Genomic DNA, 20850 nt, shown 5'->3' on the forward strand with positions numbered 1-20850 from the left:
GGGCGACCAAATAGCCGCCCTTACTTTGAATTCACTTCGTTAACTCAGTCGATTATTCAACAGTGATTTTGGCAAACTTGCGTTTACCTACCTGGTAAATCGCTGTCGAGCCTTTCTCAACGCTCAGCTTAGAATCGGTGACTTTCTCTTCACCATTGAGCTTAACCGCACCTTGTTTAATCATACGCATCGCTTCTGAGGTGCTGGCAACCAGGCCAGCTTCTTTTAACACATTAGTAATGAAAGTCGCAGGCTCAGCAATGGTGATGGTTACCTCTGGAATATCATCAGGCAGGGCATTTTTCTGGAAACGCTTAATGAAATCCTGATGTGCAGCTTCAGCATCTGCTTCGCTGTGGAAACGTGCGATCATTTCTTTCGCAAACTCAATCTTAATGTCTCGTGGATTACGACCACCAGCCACTTCTTCTTTGAGGCCTGCAATCTCTTCCAGTGACTTAGCGCTTAGCAACTCGTAGTAACGCCACATCAGTTCGTCAGAAATCGACATCACTTTACCAAACATATCGTTTGGCGCATCTGTGATACCAATATAGTTACCCAGTGACTTAGACATCTTCTGCACGCCATCGGTGCCTTCCAGCAATGGCATCATCAGCACGGTTTGTGGCTTCTGACCTTCTTCTTTTTGTAACTCCCTGCCCATTAACAGGTTAAAGCGCTGATCGGTACCACCGAGCTCGACATCCGCTTCCAGCGCCACTGAATCCCACCCCTGTACCAGCGGGTAAAGGAATTCATGAATAGCAATTGACTGGCCACCCGCATAACGCTTTTTGAAATCATCACGTTCAAGCATACGCGCAACCGTTTGACGCGCTGCAAGCTTAATCATGCCCGCACTGCCTAATTTTTCCATCCATTCAGAATTGAACGCTACAGTGGTTTTAGCCGGATCCAAGATCTTAAATACTTGCTCTTTATAGGTTTCAGCATTAGCCAGTACATCTTCACGAGTTAGCGGTTTACGAGTGACATTTTTACCCGTAGGGTCGCCAATCATGCCTGTGAAATCACCGATCAGGAAAATAACCTCATGCCCTAAGTCTTGGAAAGTTTTTAGCTTGTTGATAAGGACCGTATGGCCCAAGTGCAAATCCGGGGCTGTTGGATCGAAACCCGCTTTGATCCGCAACTTTTTACCTGACTTCAGCCTTTCTTTTAAATCTTCTTCAATCAGAATTTCTTCAGCACCGCGCTTTATCTCTGCCAATGCCGTATCTATGTCCACAGTTGTCACGCCAACCTCACTCCAACAATTTAATCAGTTAATCGCCCGATTTTAGCTTATATTTGGGGTAGTTTAAATGTATAAAAGACTGGTATTTGCGCATTATTACGTATATGCTGCACTATTATTTGCAATAATTCTTGACAGCGGAAAAGGCACGTTATGGTACATGCAGTGCACAAACTCCCAAAAAAACACAAGTTGCTGATCCTGGGCTTGCTGTCAGCAATGGTCGCTATTGCACTCATTCCGTCTGAGAAGGCAACAGCCTCCCGAGATCACGACAAAGACGCGCTCGAAGTCGGCAAGCGCTATGAGCTTCCTTTGAATGTCGAAGAGCCACAGCCTCAACTGACTGAGCTCAGTGAAGCGCCCGATATCATTGAACAGCCGCTTGCTCCCGAAGCCCCACAATACGATTTCGTTGACCACCAGGTCCGCAATGGCGACAGCCTGGCAGTGATTTTTAAACGCGCCGGCTTTTCAGCACAAACGCTGCATAAGCTCGTCAATACTAATGCCGAAACACGAAAACTTACCAAAATCCATCCAGGCGAAGTGCTGAGCTTTGCCAGTAATGAACAAGGTGAGTTGTTACAGCTGAAATATGTGCTATCAAAAACAGATACACTACTTGTCAGCCGTAATGAGGAAGGCAGTTATGCCACGCGGATCGAAAGCAAAGAAATAGAGACTGTCGAAAAGTCAGCCGGGGGCGAGATCAAGTCCAGCTTTTGGACGGCCGGTATCACCGCAGGCTTATCTGAACGTCAGATCATGAACTTTGCGCACATCTTTGGTTGGGATGTCGACTTTGCCAACGATATTCGCAAAGGTGATCAGTTTTCTCTTATCTACGAATCACATTTTGTGGATGGTGAGGAAATCGGCACTGGCAAAATCATCGCTGCTGAATTCATTAATCAGGGTGAGCGCTATACCGCAGTACGTCACTCCGACGGTGACTTCTACACCCCTGAAGGGCGCAGTATGAAAAAGGCCTTCCTGCGTGCACCGGTTGATTTCAAATATATTAGTTCCAACTTTAACCCGCGCCGTCTGCATCCCGTCACGGGCCGCGTGTCGGCGCACCGCGGCATAGATTACGCCGCCAGAGTCGGCACACCTGTGGTCTCTGCGGGTAATGGTAAAGTCATTAAATCTGGCTTTAACCGCCTGAATGGTAACTATGTATTTATACAGCACGGCAGTCAGTATGTGACTAAGTACCTGCATTTACATAAGCGCCATGTCAAAAAAGGCCAGAAGGTCAAGCAGGGCCAGAAAATTGGTACTGTTGGTGCAACGGGTCGCGTAACCGGTGCTCATCTGCATTATGAGTTTCTGGTAGATGGCGTGCACCGCAACCCACGTACAGTCAAGCTGCCCAAGTCACAGCCCTTACCTGCGGCGGAACTCGCCACCTTTAAGCCACTGGCACAGCAAATGCTCGCCAAGCTGGAACGTAATCGCGAGCTGATGCTGGCATTGAATAATTAACACATACACCTAATACGAAAAAAGCCACCTAGAGGTGGCTTTTTACTGTTTGACAACCTGGCTCAAGAGCCAGTTATTTTCAGATTTAAGAACTTTTCAAGTGCCTCCGGATCAGCGGACAGTGACTGGACTTGCTGAGAAAATGCATTGAAGTCCATCGCCTCATCTAATGACACACTAACCTCCAGAGCATTTAGGCCAGCCGCAAAACCACTGAGTCCCTGTTTGGCTTCTTCAGAAACTGGTACCTGTGCTAGTTGCATGGCCAGCATCTGCTCAAATTGCTCTTTGCTCAGTCCCTGGTTGGTCAATAACTCTGTCACCAGAGCGTCTAACTTCGGCTGTCCGGCAATAGCAAACGTCAGGGTTTGTGGTTGCAGCGACTGTATCGCAGAAATCAGCTTGCTTTGCATTTGCAATTCCTGCTCCAGCGTCATCTCAGAGTCCTGTTTCTGCATCTCTAAAGAGGTTGTCATCAACTCTTTACTGTTGCCCAGATCGAAGTTGAACTCAATACCCACTACCCCATCCGCCTCAACGGAAGATTTGAACTGACTGTTGCCGCTGTCCGGGTTATAACGTAAAGATGAGGTAAGCGCATAACTGGCACCAGCCAACGTAGCAGCTTGCGGCGCCAGTTCCGCCGCCAATACAGGGCTAAGTGTCACATTCGCCAGCTTTACTTCAGTAAACTCACTGATTTTGTCTGCTTCGTAGCCCTGTAAGCTGAATTCACCAATGTTCAGCAACACCTGTTGCTCCGCTGCGTCTTTGATCTCCAAAGACTGAACTTTAATTGTGTTGGTAAACAAATTATAGGACGACCCCTGATGCTCAATGAGCAGCTCAGATTGTTCAGCAAATTGTGTGATCTGCTTCTGCACCACCAACTCAGCTTGTTGATTCGCATAAAAGTGTGCGCCAACAACAGCAGCTGACAACGCACCAGCCACTGCCAACATGATCGTAGATTTTTTCATTTTTGAGGATTCCCTAAAACAAGGCTTCGAGCGCATCACTGAGGCTGGCAACGGCAACCACCTCCATTCCCTCAATGACATCCTTTGGTTTATTCGCGATAGGTACAATAGCACGTTTGAAGCCATGTTTCGCGGCTTCGCGCAGTCTTTCCTGGCCACTGGGCACCGGACGGATCTCTCCCCCTAACCCAACTTCTCCGAACACCACCATCTGACGTTCCAACGCATGGTTTTTAAAACTCGAGACCAAAGCAGCAATTAATGCCAAATCGGCACTGGTTTCGGATACCTTAACGCCACCGACGACATTGACAAAGACATCTTGATCAGCCACCTGCAAACCACCATGACGGTGTAACACAGCAAGCAACATAGCCAGGCGATTTTGCTCCAGGCCAACAGTAACACGACGTGGGTTTGCCAGTTGAGAGTAGTCTACCAACGCCTGAACTTCGACCAACAGTGGCCGGGTACCTTCCCAGATGACCATTACCAGAGAGCCTGGCGTTTGCTCCTCGCCACGATTGAGGAAAATAGCTGACGGATTACTGACCTCTTTCAGGCCCAGGCCAGTCATAGCAAACACCCCAAGCTCATTAACCGCCCCAAAACGGTTTTTGTTACCACGTAACGTTCTGAAACGGCTGTCACTGCTACCTTCCAGTAAAATAGAGCAGTCAATACAGTGCTCCAGTACCTTAGGGCCCGCCAGGGAGCCGTCTTTTGTCACATGGCCTACCATAATGATAGCGACCTGATTCTGCTTCGCAAAACGGGTCAGGTACGCGGCACTCTCGCGTACCTGAGACACGCTCCCTGGTGCCGACTGCACATCACTCATGTGCATCACCTGTATCGAGTCAATGACCATAATGGCGGGCTTTTCACGCAAGGCCAGCTGGCAGATACTTTCCACGTTCGTTTCGGCCAGTGTGCGTAATTTGTTAGTCGGCAGGCCCAGTCGCTTTGCACGCATCGCCACTTGCTGCAAGGATTCCTCACCCGTCACATACAAAGTAGGCATGGACTCGGCCAGCAAACACATAGTTTGCAATAGTAAAGTACTCTTACCAGCTCCCGGTTCACCACCAATCAAGATGGCACTACCCGGCACAACACCACCACCTAATACGCGGTCGAACTCTTTGAATCCAGTAGAAAATCTTGGTAACGATTCGAGGTTAACTTCATCCAGTGTCTGGACCTTGGCTTCGACAACCCCTGCATATCCGGCCATAGTTCCGCCGCGCGGTGCCGCTTTGACTGATGGCACTCTGAACTCGGTAATTGTATTCCAGGCTTTACATTCAGAACATTGCCCTTGCCATCGAGCAAATTCCGCTCCACAATCACTACAGACAAATGCGGTTTTCTTTTTTCCCATAAAAATCAAGGCATAGTTATTGCTTAAATTAAAACTCAATTAAGCTTAGTTCAACAGTAAGCGTTAATACTGACATAAATTTGGCAAAGGCTGAAACAATAACCGGGTAAGATCTGCTGATTTAAAATGTGTACCTATGGCTGAAGATAAATTACAACAATACCAAGACTTAATAGATGAATTAAAGATTGATCTCGGCGATCCAAATTTTGACTTTATCTTCAAGCAAAAAACGGCGCAACTCAGTAAGCCTGACCAGTTCCTGCTAAAAATGGAAATGACCCGGCTATCTCAGCCCGTAGCGCGCTTTATTGACCTGCGTGGTCAGGTGTCCGGGCAGGTTAAACCCTATGAGCATGACGGCAAGCAACATTTTATGGACGACGTTGCAATCCGGGTGTTTGAGCAAGAAGTCGCCCGTTATGGCGGATACACCTTAGCCGTTTACGAAGCGGTCATGAACACCGACAATAACTTTAAGGTCATGCAAAAGCAGGCCGCCCAACAACAAGAAGAAGACACGCCTGGGCTAGATTTGTCTCAGTCAACACAGTACATCCGCTTTGCTTCATACGAGAGCCGTATAGAAGAGCGGATGAATTACTCAATCAAGATCACGGTAGAGTTTGGCAATCAGCGGATCGCCAATGCCAGTACGTCAGACATATCCCTCAGTGGCGCGAAAATAAAGCTGGCCCCAAACTATCACTTACATAAAGGCGATTTAGTGTCGCTGAGGCTGGTCGGCCTTGAGCAGGATTTTGAACTGGGCCTGAAAAGTGGGATCCAGTACGAGGTTGTCGCCGTCGATCCGGTCTCCAGCGAGTATAACCACATTCGCCTCAAGCGTACTTTTGTAGAGAATAACAGTGGATTTGATGACTTTTTACAGAGTTTTATCCACGGCAATAAGCGCCGCTACAAGATCAATCTGGATAACACCATGGATGCGGTCGTGTGTAAGGGGTACGAGCAATATTACCTGCCCAGGGTCAATTCACTGTTTATATTTTTTAGCCAGGCCAAAACCATGCTCTACCCGAGTCTGGTACTGACGAATGAAAACAATGCATACATCAACTATTACTTTGAAGATGAAAGAAAAACATCTTCACTATACAGTGTCTTTAATCAGCAGCGCCTTGATATGCTGCTGCTTCGTCCTGAGCCGGTGAAAGAGGCGTACTGTTACACCTTCACCCATGGCAAAAATGGCAAAATCTATTTTTACTCAGCATTTGACTGGGAGCTCAAAAAATCGGCCGAATTACGTGATTTATTTATGGGATTTGGCAGTCAGAAAGACAGCTGGCGGATCTTTAAAGTCCAGCTGATGCCCAGCCACCATGAAGATGCCTTCATTCCGCTCTCTTTACCCTCCAGCGCTGGCAAGAATGTGGAGAAGCTCAACAAACGCCCAACCCCACGCGTACAGGGGCTGATTGAAAACGTGAAATACCTGATGACCCTCAGCGATATTACCACCGAGCAACAAACGGCATATTATCAGGCACTGGATTATCCAAAAGAGCAAGTTAATCTCATTAAGCAGTTTGGCCATGGCAAAGCTAAAGTGCCTCCCCCACTGGAAGTCGTCGCATTAGAGTACGTCAACCTGCGCTCACACAAACGCTATCTGTATAAGACCTCAGCAACGGTGATACAAGAGGATGGTCAGGCGCTGCATGGCCATACCCGCGATTTCTCAGTCATGGGCCTGCAAGTCGCACTTGAAGAACCAGCGACACTGCAAAAAGGCGATATTGTGCACCTCGACCTGCCCGAGCTGCAAAAAATTACCAAGCAGCATAATCTGACCAAACTCAGATATGAGGTTATGGCCGTCAATAAAGCAAAGACCATCATCAATCTGAAGGTCAACATTCTCAGTAATGTGCAGCATACTGCGATCACTTTTTTTAAGGTCCTGATTGAGAGTAATAAGAACAAACTTCAGCCATGCGAAGAAGCCCCCAGAATCCCCGGGCTCTCTCATGCGCTACGTAACATGGTCACTAAGAGCATTTGCCAGTTTCCTTTGTACCTGCACAAATCTGCGGCCCATTTTAGAATTGGCGCCGTTGCTCAGGGACTCTACCCGACAGCGCTACACAAAGTGTTACTCAGCCAGGTGTTTCACCATAATCATCAAGAGTATGTCCAGAGCGAAGGTTTACTACCGAATGAGTTTATTGGTGACTATCTGAGTGAGCGCTTGCGCAAGCAGTCGCGTCAGGATAAACCCCTGCAATATACGGTATTCCTGCGCTTTGACCCTCAGGCCACGGAACTGAAAGAAGCACTGAAAAGCCAATGTGTCGCAGCGGGGGAGTCTCTGGATCCACTGTTTTTATTTATCAAACGGGCGCTCAAAAAAGAGTTACTATTTATATTTCATCTGTATATCTCCAAAACAGGCCGGCCCGATATGGATTACCTGGCCAACGAGCTGAGATATGTCAGCCATTATGCAATACACAAAGCCAAAGGCCTGGAAGAAGCACTGTGGAATGTAGCTGGGGTATGTGATCTGATAGATGTGACAGATCAGCTACTGTCAACGCTGGATGTTCAGCCCAATCAGTTGGCAGCAATGACTGAACGCAAACAAACCTGGTTAGCTGCTCAGCCAGGTTAAACGTATTCCCGACAGAGTCAACTGTCGGGACAATTCGCTGTTAACTCAGACCACCAAACAAAGTCAGTAGTGCTGTCAGGACCAAAAAGAACAGAATATTACGTTTAACCAGGCGCATCATACAGGTTGCTTCATAAGTACAACCAAAAAACTGCTGTTCTATTTGCTCAGCGGCCAGCGCAATATCACTCACCACACGCCTATTGGGGGTGTCAAAATCCAGTAAGTACTTGAGCCAACACCCTGTGCCTTTTGTAAAGTTACCAATGATCAAATAACCAAAACTGGCAACCCGGGCTGGCAACCAATCAAGCCAGAAGAGTAACCTGGAAAACCGCTGTGTTTGTTCCCCCAACGTACTGCGCAGTAACGCAACCTGCTCAGGCAGGTCGTCTTCCTGACGTTCAGTGAGCGTTGTAACCAGGTATCGCACCGTTGCATATAACACCGCACCTGGTGCGCCTAATACGACAAACCAGAACATCACCGCGCAATAGTGCTGGAAATTAATCCATACCAGCGTTTGCCCGAAAGTTTCACCATTTCGCTCTGATTCAGTCCGCTCTTGTCCCATTTGCAGTGCATACAGTGTCACTGCTTCAGAATCCCCTCGTGTCAATGCATTGAGATAACCTTTGTACAAGCAGCGGTAACGTCCACAGCCAAAGCATACCAGTAAGATCAGTACATTGAGTATCAGCTGAAATATAATGAAGTCAGAAAAATGGTACACCATGGCAATCAACGCTGTGGGTAGTACCAACCAGATCATCACGCCAGGATCAGAACTGAAAACCCCTTTTTCACGAAGCTGATGTTTGCTCCATGTTAGGTACTTACCCATATAGTAATCAATCTGCCAATGTTCTGAGCGGGCACCAAGGCGCTCAATAACCAAAGCAATTATGATAGAAATTAACATCATGTCCGTTACTCTTATCTTATCAATGCAAAATATTTGTCCCAGTCGAACGCTACGCCAGGATCGTGTTTACGACCAGGTGCAATATCACTGTGCCCGACAATGCGATCTCTGGTCAGCCTAGGAAGCTGCTGCTGCAACCATATCGTGAGCTGAGCCAGGGCCTGGTATTGTGCTTCAGTGTACGATGTCGTATCAGTCCCTTCCAGCTCAACACCAATACTGAAATCATTGCAGTTGTCTTGTCCTGCGAATTCAGATACCCCAGCATGCCAGGCACGTTTATTAAACGGCACATACTGGATAACCGTCCCGTCTCGACGGATCAGGCAATGGGCGGATACCCTCACGCCTTGCAGAGAGTCAAAACTAGGATGCGCCTGACAGTCCAGAGTGCCCATAAATAGCTCATCTATGTAGGTGCCGCCGTACTGGCCCGCAGGCAAGGAAATACAATGTACCACCAGTAATGAAGGAGCACACTCAGCCGGGCGTTCATTATAATGGGGTGAGTGCCGCTGATGAGCACCAGGCAACCAATTTACCTTCATAAATAGAACCACTTAGCCTCTTTACTATGCTATTACCTTAGCAAGTTTGCCATACTTTCACTATGTTATTTTGACACTAGGGACAGACCATCGCAAAGTATCCCTGTGAGACCACCAATAAACGACATTGTCATTAACTGGCGTAACACAGTAGAATTAGGTTATTGAATAGCAAAGCCAAGATAACCCATGTTAAATGAACAAATCCCCCAGCTGGTTAAGCTGGCACTTGATGAAGACTTGAATAACCAAAGTGCTGCTGATGGTGATATTACCGCAGCCCTGATCCCCATCTCCCAGCAAGCAAAAGCTTATGTCATTACACGCGAAGCGTGCGTATTTTGCGGTAAAGACCTGATCCTTGAGGTATTCAGACAAGTGGACCCCAGTGTTGAGGTCAATGTGCTGGTCAATGATGGCGATGCCTTGCAGCCAAATCAGCGCATTTTTGAAGCAACAGGCAGTGCTCGTGCTATCCTCACAGCTGAGCGCACCGCACTCAACTTTGTACAAACCCTGTCGGGTACAGCCACATCAACTGCACTTTCTGTTGCCGCACTCGCAGATACCAATACACAATTGCTGGATACACGAAAAACCATCCCGGGCCTGCGCGCATTGCAAAAGTACGCAGTAACTTGTGGTGGAGGCAAAAACCACCGTATCGGATTGTTTGATGCATTCCTGATCAAAGAGAATCATATTGCAGCCTGTGGCGGGATTGCTAAAGCGGTTACACAAGCCAGACAAAACCACCCGGATAAGCCCGTTGAGGTTGAAGTAGAAAGCCTTGATGAGCTGCAACAAGCGCTCGATTCAGGCGCAGATATCATTATGCTCGACAACTTTACCGTTGAGGACATTCAAATTGCCGTTAAACAAACTGCCGGTAGAGCTAAGCTGGAGGTCTCGGGTAATATGACCTTAGATAAACTGGCGATGTATGCGCAGGCTGGCGTGGACTACATTTCAAGTGGTGCGTTGACGAAACACCTGCAGAGTATAGACTTATCTATGCGCTTCGAGTAACAGGTGTAACAGCTTTGTAAGGAAATACAAAGCCCGTTCGTTGACAAGAATGAGAAAACACTTTTTAATACGAACAAAGAATTAGCAGCTAAATAATTCTTGCGCTCGATCCCAGACCAGCTCTTTGTGTTAACAGAGCGAGTAAGACGTACGACAGTAAAGCTCGATGGTTGCCAGACAGTTAAAAATCAAAACTGTCATAGTTATGTTGTAAACTGATGAGTGATTCTAGTCATGATGACTTAGGATAAAGTTATGATTATCAGTATTGATTTACAACAAACTTATTATAGGAATAAAGACCTATACTTGGTCCTATTCTGAGAGCACAAATTTAATAAACCCCTGGTGTGAGTAGTTGCTGGCATCGGGTCTAATATCCCTTAGGAGACACATCATGACGCAAAGACAACAGGGTGGTTTTACCCTTATTGAATTAATGATTGTAATCGCAATCATTGGTATTCTTGCTGCCGTTGCCCTGCCGGCTTACCAAGACTACATTAACCGTGCTAAAGCCTCTGAGCTGATGGCTGCTTCAACCATGCCTAAGGCCTGTGTGACAGAAATTTCACAGGTTGGTGGTGCACCAGCAAACTGTGCTTCTGCCACTACTGGTGAGCAAACCGAAATGGTTGATTCAGTTGTGGTTGGTGCAACAGGTGCTATCACCATCACAGGTAAATCAGACATGGCGGGCGTCTCCGTTGTTGTGACTCCGTTCAACGGCAACACTGCAGCGACTGCAGCAAACTTCACTGCAGGCTTCACTATCTCTGAGTGGAGATGTACAGCGACGGTAAATGATGCTTCTAAGACAGCATGGTTACCTGCCACTTGTACCGTATCTACAGCTAATCCTTAATAGCTGACTAAATGAGGGAGCCTGGCTCCCTCTATTTAAATCATACCTTATGAACCAACCCGACAAAAACTCTGCCAAAGTCGATACTTTTATCTGGGTCGGCGTTAGCGCCCGTGGTAAACGTTTACAAGGCGAACTAACTGGCACCAGTGTGGCCCTGGTCAAAGCGCAACTGCGCAAGCAAGGGATCACGCCATCTAAAGTAAAGCGCAAGCCTAAACCCCTATTCGGGTTCAGTAGCACACAAAAAATTACCCCAAAAGACATCGCCGTTGTGACCCGGCAAATTGCCACTATGCTGACTGCTGGTGTGGCTCTGGTACAGGCGTTGGATATGATTGCCTCAGGTGCCAAAAATAAAAGCCTCAGCAAGCTTATCACGCACATTGCCGACGAAGTCAAAGCAGGCCAACCGCTGGCCAAGTCCCTGCGTAGCCACCCGAGATATTTTGACGAATTATATTGCGACCTGGTTGAATCTGGCGAGCAGTCGGGTGCGTTGGACCGCATCTTTGACAGAGTAGCGCTGTATAAAGAAAAAGCAGAAGCACTCAAGTCTAAGATCAAAAAAGCAATGTTTTACCCAATAGCTGTACTTTCTGTCGCCCTGATCGTGACCTCCATATTATTGATTTTTGTGGTCCCGCAATTTGAAGAGATTTTCACCGGATTTGGCGCTGAATTACCAGGCTTTACACTGATGGTACTGGGCATTTCTGAGTTTATGCAGGAATACTGGTGGCTGTTTCTTATTGGCCTGGGTGGCGCAGGCTATGCCTACAAAGAAGCACTGCAACGTAGTCCTGCCGTTCGCCACTTTAACGATCGAATGGTACTGCGGATCCCGGCGATTGGCGAAATCCTGAAAAAAGCCGCCGTTGCCCGCTATGCTAGAACGTTATCGACTACCTTTGCAGCAGGTGTTCCTTTGGTCAATGCGCTGGATTCAGCCGCTGGCGCTTCCGGCAATATCATCTATAAAAATGCGATTTTGGATATTAAGGGTGAAGTCAGCTCAGGTAACCAAATGAACTGGGCGATGCGCAACGCCAGAATTTTTCCCGATATGGTAGTGCAAATGGTCTCCATAGGGGAAGAATCAGGTGCACTGGACAGTATGCTGGCCAAAGTCGCCAGTATTTATGAGCAGGAAGTGGATGATGCAGTCGATGGACTATCTTCATTGCTTGAGCCTATGATCATGGTGATCCTGGGTGTGCTGGTTGGTGGCTTGATTATTGCCATGTATTTACCTATATTCCAGCTCGGCACCGTCATTTAACACAATAAAAAAGACCCTATTTATGCAAGAAGTTTGGCACCTTATGGAGCAGCAAACCTGGTTTTGGTTGCTGACTGTCGCACTGACCAGTGTGTGTATCGGCAGCTTTTTAAACGTTGTCATTTATCGCTTACCCATTATGATGCAACGCAACTGGCAGAGCGAATGCCGAATAATTCTGGAGCAGGCGCCACAGCAAGCTGAACCTGCCACTTTTAATTTGATGGCACCCGGGTCTACCTGCCCTAAGTGCAATACTAAGATCAAACTACATCATAATATTCCCTTGCTCAGTTGGTTACTGCTCGGTGGCAAATGCGCATACTGTGATACGCCAATTCCCAAGCGCTATCCGTTGGTCGAGTTATTTACAGGCGTGGCTTCACTATGGTTGGCATGGCATTTCTCAGCCACGCCCCAAGCGCTGGTATACATACTGGTAACCTGGGTACTAATTGCACTGATCTTCATTGATATTGATCATATGCTGCTGCCCGACCAATTAACCCTCCCCTTACTTTGGTTTGCTCTGTTGGCGGCCGTGGCAGGCATCACCATTCCGCCATCTGAAGCCATTATTGGTGCGGCCGTTGGTTATCTGAGTTTATGGAGCATTTACTGGGGATTCAAGCTATTGACCGGCAAAGAAGGCATGGGATTTGGTGATTTTAAACTATTAGCCGTATTTGGTGCGCTGATGGGCTGGCAGTCACTGCTACTCATCGTGCTGCTCTCAAGTGTTGTTGGGGCAGTGATCGGCGCAACACAACTCGCTGTGCAAGGCAAAGATAAAGCCAGCCCTATCCCCTTTGGTCCTTACCTCGCGATTGCCGGCTGGCTAACGCTATTGTACGGTGAGCAACTCAGCCGCTGGTATCTGTCGTTATTAGGAGTATAGCGTTATGGCCAACTGGATCTTGGGCTTAACTGGCGGTATCGGTGCCGGAAAAACAACGGTGTCTGACTACCTAAACAAATTAGGGATTGATGTTGTGGATGCCGATGTTGTGTCCCGAGAAGTGGTGGAACCAGGCAGCGAGGGGTTAAATGCCATTGAGGCTCATTTTGGGGCGCAGATCCTGACGGCTCAAGGCACGTTAGATCGCTCAAAGCTGCGCAGCATCATCTTTGCGGATGAAAACGAAAAAAACTGGCTGAACGCCTTACTGCACCCGCTGATCCGCACGCAATTACTTACCCAGCTGGCCCATGCTGACAGCGACTATGTCATTCTATCTGCTCCTTTGCTGTTTGAAAACGGGCTAGAACAATACTGTGATAAAACCCTGCTTGTCGATGTACCTGTTGAAGTGCAACTCACACGGACTTGCACACGAGACAACGCCCACCAGCAGCAGGTTGAACGCATTATTGAAGCGCAAATGAGCAGAGCCGGCAAACGTGCAAAAGCTGACTTTATTCTCGATAACAATCAGCCCCTAGAAGCGATGCAAACTGAACTTGTCGCCTTACATCAGGCGTTTTTGCTGCTGGCAGAAAAAAAACGTGCCTGATCTTTACGATACAGGCTCACACAAAGCAGGGTTTACGACCAAATCGCTACCCGTATCCAAGCATTTTTTGCTACATTTAGTGTAACTCGTTGAAGTCTTAAGAGCATTATGGAACATCACTCGCCGTTACTGAGAAAGTTTATTACCCTTGGCAAACTGACTGCCGAGCAGGTCAAAGCCAAACAAGCAGACGCCCATTCAACGGCTGAGCTCATCTGCCTGTGTAGTGGCATGAGCAGCCAGGAGATGGCCGAGCAATGTCTGGACTTATTCAGAGTACCTTATTTCGATCTGAACGGCTTTGACATTACCCAGGTTCCCAAGGAGCTGGTCAAAGAAAAGTTGATCCGTCAGCACCACTTGCTGCCTCTGGTCAAAAAAGATCGTAAGCTCTTTATTGCGACTTCAGATCCCACAGATTACGGCGCATTCGAGAACTTTGAGTTCAGCACCGGCCTGCAGTGTGAAGTGGTGGTTGTAGACTATAAGCTACTCGATCAGAAGATTGACCAACTTTTTGACGATAATAGCTCTCTCAGCCTCAGTGAAGACGAGTTTAAAGAATTTGCCAGCCTGGATGTCGAAGACGAGCCCAAACAACAGAACACCGACGAAGAAAAAGACGATGCGCCTATCATCGTGTACATCAACAAGATCCTCATGGATGCAATTAAAAAAGGCGCCTCGGATCTCCATTTCGAACCCTATGAAAAGAAATATCGGGTGCGCTTTCGGATCGACGGCTTATTACATGAAATGGCGAGCCCACCGCATGCACTTTCCAGCCGTTTGTCGGCGCGCATCAAAGTCATGTCTCATCTGGATATCGCCGAAAAGCGAAAACCCCAAGATGGCCGCATCAAACTGAAAATATCAGAGCGCAAAAGCATCGATTTCCGTGTTAGTACTCTGCCCACCATGTGGGGCGAAAAAATCGTAATGCGGATCCTCGATTCATCAGCCGCCAAACTGGGCATTGAAGCACTGGGTTATGAAGCAGATCAGAAAAGTATGTACCTAAATGCACTCGATCAGCCTCAGGGGATGATCCTGGTCACCGGACCGACTGGCTCAGGTAAAACAGTCTCGCTTTACACCGGCCTGAATATACTCAATAAACCAGAGCGCAACATCAGCACTGCGGAAGATCCAGTCGAGATTAACCTGGAAGGTATCAACCAGGTTCAAATCAATACCAAAGCGGACATGACCTTTGCCAATGCACTGCGGGCATTCCTGCGCCAGGATCCCGATGTGGTCATGGTTGGTGAGATCCGGGATCTGGAAACTGCAGAGATTGCCATCAAGGCAGCACAAACCGGTCACCTGGTTATGAGTACCTTGCACACCAATTCAGCCGCAGAAACCCTGACCCGCTTACTTAACATGGGCGTACCGGCCTATAATGTGGCCAGCTCTGTCAGCCTGATCATTGCCCAGCGCCTTGCTCGTCGATTGTGCCCCAAGTGCAAAGAGCCAGAACAATTGCCCACAGAGGAATTACAACGTCAGGGCTTTAGCGCAGATCAAATTGAGAATATGACCCTCTATGCGCCCAAAGGATGTGATCACTGTACCGATGGCTATAAAGGCCGGGTAGGTATTTACGAGGTAATGAAGATCACTCCGGAAATCTCGCATGCCATCATGGAAGGCGGTAACTCCCTGGAGATTGCTGAACTTGCTACAAGTAAAGGCTTTGCAAATCTGCGTCAATCCGGATTGAAAAAAGCCGCGGACGGGATCACCTCACTGGCAGAGGTCAACCGGGTAACGAACTACTAATTCCCCCGGTGTCAGTGACTGCCAGCACATAGCACAGTACAATAGAGAAAATTAGTAATGCAGAGGTGTGTATGCCTGTATCTGTAAAGTGCCCTACCTGCCAGGCTGCTGTGGTCTGGTCGGCGCAAAGCCCGCATCGTCCATTTTGTTCAAAACGCTGTCAGCTGATTGATTTAGGTGAGTGGTCTGAAGAAAATAATAAAATTTCAACCCCGCTCAACAGTGCGGATCTGTCGCCTGAAGCGGCCCGGGATATGGTGGAAGATTTAGAGGCCATGCTGGCCAAAAACGACGACAGTTTCTTTAAAGAGTAGATATTAGCCCGGTAGTCATCCGGGCTATACCCCACAGCCATACTCGTTACGAAGACTGATGTTGATGATGCTTTTTAGCCATTCGCTTATGACGCAGCTGCTTAAGTTTGGCGCGCTGCTCTTCAGTCAAAATATGATACACCTTGTGTTGTGTTTCTAACCTTATCAGCATCATTTCACGCTTTTGAGGCTGAAATTGCTCCAGTAACACTTCCGCCTGCGCTTTATCAAACTGCTCCGCCTCAATCAGTGATTTAAATGCGTCACGATGTTCACCTTTGACTTTATCACCGCGAAGGCTCTTAACCTGCTCTCGCTGTGCGTCAAAAAGGCTTTTCAATTCATCTTGCTGACTTTGAGTCAGCGCCAGGTGCTTCACGGCACGCTTAGATAGCAACATATGTCCCATGCTTTTCATCGGTTTCATACTCGTTGCCCGAGACTGTGTCTCGTTCTCGCCCGTATCTGCCAGTGCTGCATTGCTACCCGCCACCACTGAGGCGAGTACCAAGGCTTTCAATGTGCTGCGAACTTTGCTCATAGTGTGTGTATTCATAATTGCATCTCCTGTTAAGCTGAGTTCAACTTTAGCAACGCCAGAGCAAAGCAACGTCAAGGCTGTGTAAAGTTTTGTCAAGAGCTGTTTCAGTGCTACACACTCACTGTTTTTTGCTTAACTTCCTGAGCGTAAAGAAGTGTAAAGTCAGCCGCCTTACTTCTATAGTAAGGTAAAATAAACACAGGAACAGTGAATGAGTAACCATATGAGTGCCAATGTACTGATAATCGACGACGATCGAGGTCTGTGTGAGCTGCTGGAAGACTATCTGCACAGTGAAGGGTGTGATGTTATTACCGCACATACAGGCCCTGGCGGGCTGGACATGGCCTTAACCAGAGAGTTTGATGTCATCCTGCTGGATGTGATGTTGCCAGACCTGGATGGCTTTGAAGTGCTCAAAGCATTGCGTGCCAAGAAAATGACCCCGGTGATAATGCTAACGGCCAAAGGCGATGATTTTGACCGTATTTTTGGGCTTGAACTCGGTGCCGATGATTACATCCCTAAGCCCTTTAATCACAGGGAGTTACTGGCACGGATCAAAGCCATTACCCGTCGTGTCGCTCACCTGCTTCACAATGCAACTGAACCCTGTTTCGAATACCATGACCTGATGCTGGATCTGTCGTCGCGTACCGCCAGCATCAAAGGCACGCAATTGCCTCTAACAGGCACGGAATACGAAATGTTGCACCAGCTGGTCAAATCGGCAGGCCAGACTGTCACCAAGCAAACACTGTCACAAACGGTGCTTGGCCGTCCTTTGGCCCCCTATGACAGATCAGTGGATATGCATGTCAGCAATGTCCGAAAAAAAATCGCTTTATACAGCTCACATACTTATATCAAGACATTACGTGGCTCTGGCTATATATTTCTGAAGGCATGAGATGAGGAAGTACTTACTAATACAAGTTTTCTTATGGTTTTGGGGCACAATCGCCGCCACTTTGTTGCTACTGATGAGTGTCAGCCTGTTACAACCTGACATACTGGAAACACGCCAGATCAGCCCCGCAATGTTGAAAAATCTGCAGCACCTGCAACGTAATATTGAGCGCCGTGCTGAAAGCCGCCCTGACCACCCCCTGTACACCTTATTACCCGCTCGACACCGCAGCCACCGACCAAAAGTCTACCTACGGCACAGCGACGACCAACGCAGTGTTATGAGCCACTCAGAGCTCAAGGAGTGGGATCTGGCGCTACTGAATTTTACAGCCAACGCTCCACCACAAATTATCGACACCGAGCAGTACCGAGCTTTTGGTCCCGTAGATATTCAACTACACGGTGAAAAGTATCAGCTTTTTCAACTAATGGACCATCGCGACCCACGCATTTTGACAAAGATCCGCTTAATGCCAACCTGGGTAAAGCTGCTGACTCTGATCCTGGCCAGCTTTGGCTTTAGCCTGTGGTTTACACGTGGCCTGTTAAAGCCGGTACGACAGCTGCAGCAGGCTGCAGCAGCACTCGCACAAGGCAAACTGGATACACGAGCCAACATCAGTGCATCACGCCAGGACGAACTGGGGCAGCTGGGTAAAGATTTTGACCTGATGGCCAGTCGCCTGCAAGCGCATGTCACACAACAAAAGCGTCTGCTGGCCGATATCTCACATGAATTGAGATCGCCCTTAACCCGTCTGCAAATGGCAAACGGCATTGCCAGCGATAAAGCGCCAGAGACGCTGTCGCCCTATCTGCAAAGAGTCGAGAAAGAAGCCCATCTGCTTGAGCAAATGCTGAGTGATATACTTCAATTGTCCCGCTTGGAATCTCAGCAGCTAACACTAAACCCATACCCCACTTCACTTATAGAATTACTTGACCCAATCCTTGACGATGGCAAATTTGAAAGTCAGCAACTCGGCAAACAGCTTGACTGGGTCCCCCTGCCTGAGCTGACCTTAACAGTTGATGCCATGCTACTTGGCCGCGCGTTTGAAAATATACTGCGAAATGCCATCAAATACGCAGACAAACAAGTTAGCCTGACAGCACAACGACAGGACGACACATTAACCGTCACCATCTGTGATGATGGTCCCGGCGTAAGTGAGGCGATGCTAGAGAAGCTCTGCATCCCCTTTTTCAGGGCGTCACAGGCCAGGACACCAGAAGGCACAGCAGAGCCAGGCGGATTTGGGCTAGGGCTGGCAATTGCGCAACATGCCATAAAAGTGCATCATGGCCGTATTCAGTTTAGCAATCACAATGGCCTGCGGGTCACCGTAGAGTTGCCAATAGACCAGCATGTTTTATAGCGAAAGTAAGCACTTAATTAATAATCTACCTCGTATAGAGGCACACTGGAAACGCTGCGACCAGGGCACTTTTGAGAGCCCACTCGGGCCACTCTTTTATGCCTGTCATATACCCGTTCAAGCACAGTTTGCGGTCATCCTGGTTAACGGCCGGATTGAATCAGCGCACAAATATCAGGAGTTGTTGTGGGAGCTTGCCAATAACCAGATTGCCGTGTTTACCTTTGACCACCCGGGGCAGGGTCTGTCGGGGCGGTTTCTGGACAATGAACACATTGGTTATATACCGCGGTTTACGCAGTATGGCGATTGTCTGGATGCGTTTTTCAACGAGGTAGTCTTGCCTAAGTGGCAGGGCAAGAGCGTCATCCTGGCCCATTCTATGGGTGGGGCCATTGCATGCGATTACTTATCCCGGTTTAGCAGCCCGGTTGCGGGCGCATTTCTCAGTGCCCCCATGTTTGCAATCAATACTGCGCCTTATCCTGCCTGGTTTGCCCGTGGAATTGCCTCACTGGCCTGCAACCTCGGGCTGGGTAAACGCTATGCCATTGGCCAGACAAATTACCAGCCAAAAGCCTTTGCTGACAACGCGCTCACACAATGTGAACAACGCTATACTGTGTTCAGGCAGCTATATCAACAGCACTCTGCATTACAGTTGGGAGGGGTCAGCTTTCGCTGGTTGCAACAGGCACTAACATTTACCACAAACCTGGCACAGCTGCGCATTGATCTGCCACTGAGTATTGCCAGTGCACAACAGGACAGTATTGTCTGCCCTGCTGCACATTCCATGTTTGCCGCCAATAATGATGCCTGCCAGTTGTCTCATTACCCCGGCAAGCATGAACTACTATGCGAAGTCGACACCATAAGGCGGGCTGTACTAGAGCAATTTTATACCTTTGCCGTTCAGCTCATTGCGTATGATAAGCCTAAAACGCCGTCACTCAGTGCAACTAATTAGTTGGTGATACCGCTAACGACACAGGATCCTGATGGATCAGTATATCCATTTCGGCCTCAAAAGCCGCTTTAATATGTGCCACCACTTCATCACTGATCTGGTGCGCCCGCGCCAATGGAATATGATCGTCCAGCTCCAGGTGCAACTGTACAAATTTCACTTTACCACTTTGGCGGGTCCTGAGATCATGCACTCCATAAACGTCTTCATGGCTGGAAGCCAACAAAATAATTTCGGTTTTTTCTTCATCAGGGAGTTCTTTGTCCATCAGGTGGTCCGCGCTCTCCCGGGCAATTTCCCAGCAGTTATAAAGCAGATAAGCCGCCACCCCTATCGCAAACAATGCATCGGCATGCTGGACCTGCCAATGGCTTAGTAACAATGCAGTCAGCACGGCGAGATTGAGTAAAATATCTCCTTTATAGTGCAACGAATCAGCTTTGATTGCGATCGACTGAGTGCGCTTAACCACCTGATGCTGCACGACAACCACGGCGAATGTACAGGCGACAGCAAACAGACTTACCCAGACGCCAAGCAAGCTATGCTGAATGGTTACCGGGTTAAACAAGCGCTCAATACCATGAAAGGTCAATAAGCAGGCAGATCCCGCAATAAATGCAGATTGCCCGAGACCCGCCAGAGCTTCCGCTTTACCATGACCAAAGCGATGGTCATCATCAGCAGGGCGCAGCGCATAGCTCAACACCAAAAAGCTCATCATAGATGCACTGACATCAAGTAATGAGTCCGTCAGCGACCCCAGCATGGCCGCACTGCCTGATGCCAGCCAGGCCCAGGTCTTGGCCGCTATCATCAGCGCAGCCATCACCAGCGTAAAAATACTGGAAAATCGGACTAAAAAGTTATAATTATGGGCCACCTATTACCTCTACAACCTGATTAAACTTCCGGGTTAGGCTTATCTTATAGTGTAAGTCATGAAAATGAAAAATTAGTGACGCTGGTATAATAATATGGACACACTGCCCACCTCTCTACTACTTACAAGAGTTCAGCACCACTTTTAGC

General features: G+C 48.1%; 19 protein-coding genes. 12 read left to right on the forward strand and 7 right to left on the reverse strand.

The genetic code is table 11. The features are described from left to right. Positions 1–52 precede the first annotated feature (52 nt). Complete coding sequence (gene tyrS / locus CWC22_RS17160) at positions 53–1252, reverse strand: tyrosine--tRNA ligase (RefSeq protein WP_040644590.1); 1200 nt, start codon at positions 1250–1252, stop codon at positions 53–55. A gap of 162 nt (positions 1253–1414) precedes the next feature. Here tyrS and CWC22_RS17165 point away from each other — a divergent pair, with 162 nt between their 5' ends. Continuing rightward, positions 1415–2752 carry a peptidoglycan DD-metalloendopeptidase family protein gene (locus tag CWC22_RS17165; RefSeq protein ID WP_125559047.1) on the forward strand — a complete coding sequence of 446 codons (1338 nt, stop codon included), beginning with the start codon at positions 1415–1417 and terminating at the stop codon, positions 2750–2752. 62 nt (positions 2753–2814) lie between these two features. Here CWC22_RS17165 and CWC22_RS17170 read toward each other — a convergent pair whose 3' ends face one another. Next, positions 2815–3732 carry a DUF945 domain-containing protein gene (locus CWC22_RS17170; protein ID WP_138539318.1) on the reverse strand — a complete coding sequence of 306 codons (918 nt, stop codon included), beginning with the start codon at positions 3730–3732 and terminating at the stop codon, positions 2815–2817. Between the two features lie 13 nt (positions 3733–3745). Continuing rightward, entirely contained in the window at positions 3746–5116 is a 1371-nt protein-coding gene (gene radA / locus CWC22_RS17175) for a DNA repair protein RadA (protein WP_125559043.1), read from the reverse strand. A gap of 136 nt (positions 5117–5252) precedes the next feature. Here radA and CWC22_RS17180 point away from each other — a divergent pair, with 136 nt between their 5' ends. Then, on the forward strand, positions 5253–7754 hold the full coding sequence (locus CWC22_RS17180; RefSeq protein ID WP_138539317.1) for a PilZ domain-containing protein: 2502 nt from the start codon (positions 5253–5255) through the stop codon (positions 7752–7754). 40 nt (positions 7755–7794) lie between these two features. Here CWC22_RS17180 and ampE read toward each other — a convergent pair whose 3' ends face one another. Then, positions 7795–8679 (reverse strand): beta-lactamase regulator AmpE, encoded by an 885-nt coding sequence (gene ampE / locus CWC22_RS17185; protein ID WP_138539316.1) that lies wholly within the window; start codon positions 8677–8679, stop codon positions 7795–7797. Between the two features lie 11 nt (positions 8680–8690). Further along, complete coding sequence (gene ampD / locus CWC22_RS17190) at positions 8691–9227, reverse strand: 1,6-anhydro-N-acetylmuramyl-L-alanine amidase AmpD (RefSeq protein ID WP_138539315.1); 537 nt, start codon at positions 9225–9227, stop codon at positions 8691–8693. 189 nt (positions 9228–9416) lie between these two features. Between ampD and nadC the strand changes: the two genes are divergently transcribed. The 7 genes from nadC to yacG all read left to right on the forward strand — a co-directional run bounded on the left by nadC (position 9417) and on the right by yacG (position 16016). Continuing rightward, on the forward strand, positions 9417–10256 hold the full coding sequence (nadC, locus tag CWC22_RS17195) for a carboxylating nicotinate-nucleotide diphosphorylase (protein ID WP_138539314.1): 840 nt from the start codon (positions 9417–9419) through the stop codon (positions 10254–10256). A 397-nt stretch (positions 10257–10653) separates the two neighbouring features. Further along, positions 10654–11121, forward strand: coding sequence for a pilin (locus CWC22_RS24600; RefSeq protein ID WP_138539313.1), 468 nt, complete (start codon positions 10654–10656; stop codon positions 11119–11121). 49 nt (positions 11122–11170) lie between these two features. Continuing rightward, positions 11171–12403, forward strand: a complete 1233-nt coding sequence (locus CWC22_RS17205) for a type II secretion system F family protein (protein ID WP_125559031.1) — start codon at positions 11171–11173, stop codon at positions 12401–12403. Between the two features lie 22 nt (positions 12404–12425). After that, on the forward strand, positions 12426–13301 hold the full coding sequence (locus tag CWC22_RS17210) for a prepilin peptidase (protein WP_125559029.1): 876 nt from the start codon (positions 12426–12428) through the stop codon (positions 13299–13301). 4 nt (positions 13302–13305) lie between these two features. Continuing rightward, positions 13306–13917 (forward strand): dephospho-CoA kinase, encoded by a 612-nt coding sequence (coaE, locus tag CWC22_RS17215; RefSeq protein ID WP_138539312.1) that lies wholly within the window; start codon positions 13306–13308, stop codon positions 13915–13917. Between the two features lie 108 nt (positions 13918–14025). Then, positions 14026–15702, forward strand: a complete 1677-nt coding sequence (gene pilB, locus CWC22_RS17220; protein WP_125559025.1) for a type IV-A pilus assembly ATPase PilB — start codon at positions 14026–14028, stop codon at positions 15700–15702. Between the two features lie 71 nt (positions 15703–15773). Beyond that, complete coding sequence (gene yacG / locus CWC22_RS17225; protein ID WP_010383557.1) at positions 15774–16016, forward strand: DNA gyrase inhibitor YacG; 243 nt, start codon at positions 15774–15776, stop codon at positions 16014–16016. Between the two features lie 46 nt (positions 16017–16062). On the opposite strand, the gene CWC22_RS17230 is transcribed toward yacG, so the two are convergent. After that, the gene (locus CWC22_RS17230; RefSeq protein ID WP_138539311.1) at positions 16063–16572 is read right to left on the reverse strand and encodes a Spy/CpxP family protein refolding chaperone; all 510 of its coding nucleotides are present in this window, start codon (positions 16570–16572) and stop codon (positions 16063–16065) included. Between the two features lie 208 nt (positions 16573–16780). Between CWC22_RS17230 and CWC22_RS17235 the strand changes: the two genes are divergently transcribed. Genes CWC22_RS17235 through CWC22_RS17245 form a run of 3 tightly spaced genes read left to right on the forward strand, consistent with a single transcriptional unit; the run spans position 16781 to position 19818 of the window. Then, a complete protein-coding gene (locus tag CWC22_RS17235; RefSeq protein ID WP_138539334.1) occupies positions 16781–17467 on the forward strand; it encodes a response regulator transcription factor in 687 nt (228 codons plus the stop codon). A gap of 1 nt (position 17468) precedes the next feature. Beyond that, positions 17469–18848: an ATP-binding protein gene (locus CWC22_RS17240; protein ID WP_138539310.1), complete on the forward strand. Its 1380-nt coding sequence runs from the start codon at positions 17469–17471 to the stop codon at positions 18846–18848. Beyond that, on the forward strand, positions 18838–19818 hold the full coding sequence (locus CWC22_RS17245) for an alpha/beta fold hydrolase (RefSeq protein WP_138539309.1): 981 nt from the start codon (positions 18838–18840) through the stop codon (positions 19816–19818). Before CWC22_RS17240 ends, CWC22_RS17245 begins: the two co-directional genes overlap by 11 nt. Here the strand turns inward: CWC22_RS17245 and CWC22_RS17250 are convergent. Next, positions 19811–20635: a cation diffusion facilitator family transporter gene (locus CWC22_RS17250; RefSeq protein WP_040644593.1), complete on the reverse strand. Its 825-nt coding sequence runs from the start codon at positions 20633–20635 to the stop codon at positions 19811–19813. The two genes, CWC22_RS17245 and CWC22_RS17250, sit on opposite strands and share 8 nt — an antisense overlap. Between the last annotated feature and the right edge of the window lie 215 nt (positions 20636–20850).

Origin of the sequence: Pseudoalteromonas rubra (assembly GCF_005886805.2) — a bacterium.
In the GTDB taxonomy this organism is placed as follows: domain Bacteria; phylum Pseudomonadota; class Gammaproteobacteria; order Enterobacterales; family Alteromonadaceae; genus Pseudoalteromonas; species Pseudoalteromonas rubra_D.

Excerpts from the sequence above, each read along its gene's own strand:
- CWC22_RS17205 (WP_125559031.1), top strand. The coding sequence starts at position 11,171 with ATGAACCAACCCGACAAAAACTCTGCCAAAGTCGATACTTTTATCTGG.
- pilB (WP_125559025.1), top strand. The coding sequence starts at position 14,026 with ATGGAACATCACTCGCCGTTACTGAGAAAGTTTATTACCCTTGGCAAA.
- CWC22_RS17245 (WP_138539309.1), top strand. The coding sequence starts at position 18,838 with ATGTTTTATAGCGAAAGTAAGCACTTAATTAATAATCTACCTCGTATA.
- yacG (WP_010383557.1), top strand. The coding sequence starts at position 15,774 with ATGCCTGTATCTGTAAAGTGCCCTACCTGCCAGGCTGCTGTGGTCTGG.
- nadC (WP_138539314.1), top strand. The coding sequence starts at position 9,417 with ATGTTAAATGAACAAATCCCCCAGCTGGTTAAGCTGGCACTTGATGAA.
- ampE (WP_138539316.1), bottom strand. The coding sequence starts at position 8,679 with ATGATGTTAATTTCTATCATAATTGCTTTGGTTATTGAGCGCCTTGGT.
- CWC22_RS17250 (WP_040644593.1), bottom strand. The coding sequence starts at position 20,635 with ATGATAGCGGCCAAGACCTGGGCCTGGCTGGCATCAGGCAGTGCGGCC.
- coaE (WP_138539312.1), top strand. The coding sequence starts at position 13,306 with ATGGCCAACTGGATCTTGGGCTTAACTGGCGGTATCGGTGCCGGAAAA.
- CWC22_RS17235 (WP_138539334.1), top strand. The coding sequence starts at position 16,781 with ATGAGTGCCAATGTACTGATAATCGACGACGATCGAGGTCTGTGTGAG.
- radA (WP_125559043.1), bottom strand. The coding sequence starts at position 5,116 with ATGGGAAAAAAGAAAACCGCATTTGTCTGTAGTGATTGTGGAGCGGAA.
- CWC22_RS17230 (WP_138539311.1), bottom strand. The coding sequence starts at position 16,572 with ATGAATACACACACTATGAGCAAAGTTCGCAGCACATTGAAAGCCTTG.
- CWC22_RS17170 (WP_138539318.1), bottom strand. The coding sequence starts at position 3,732 with ATGAAAAAATCTACGATCATGTTGGCAGTGGCTGGTGCGTTGTCAGCT.
- CWC22_RS17180 (WP_138539317.1), top strand. The coding sequence starts at position 5,253 with ATGGCTGAAGATAAATTACAACAATACCAAGACTTAATAGATGAATTA.
- CWC22_RS24600 (WP_138539313.1), top strand. The coding sequence starts at position 10,654 with ATGACGCAAAGACAACAGGGTGGTTTTACCCTTATTGAATTAATGATT.
- CWC22_RS17165 (WP_125559047.1), top strand. The coding sequence starts at position 1,415 with ATGGTACATGCAGTGCACAAACTCCCAAAAAAACACAAGTTGCTGATC.
- ampD (WP_138539315.1), bottom strand. The coding sequence starts at position 9,227 with ATGAAGGTAAATTGGTTGCCTGGTGCTCATCAGCGGCACTCACCCCAT.
- CWC22_RS17210 (WP_125559029.1), top strand. The coding sequence starts at position 12,426 with ATGCAAGAAGTTTGGCACCTTATGGAGCAGCAAACCTGGTTTTGGTTG.
- CWC22_RS17240 (WP_138539310.1), top strand. The coding sequence starts at position 17,469 with ATGAGGAAGTACTTACTAATACAAGTTTTCTTATGGTTTTGGGGCACA.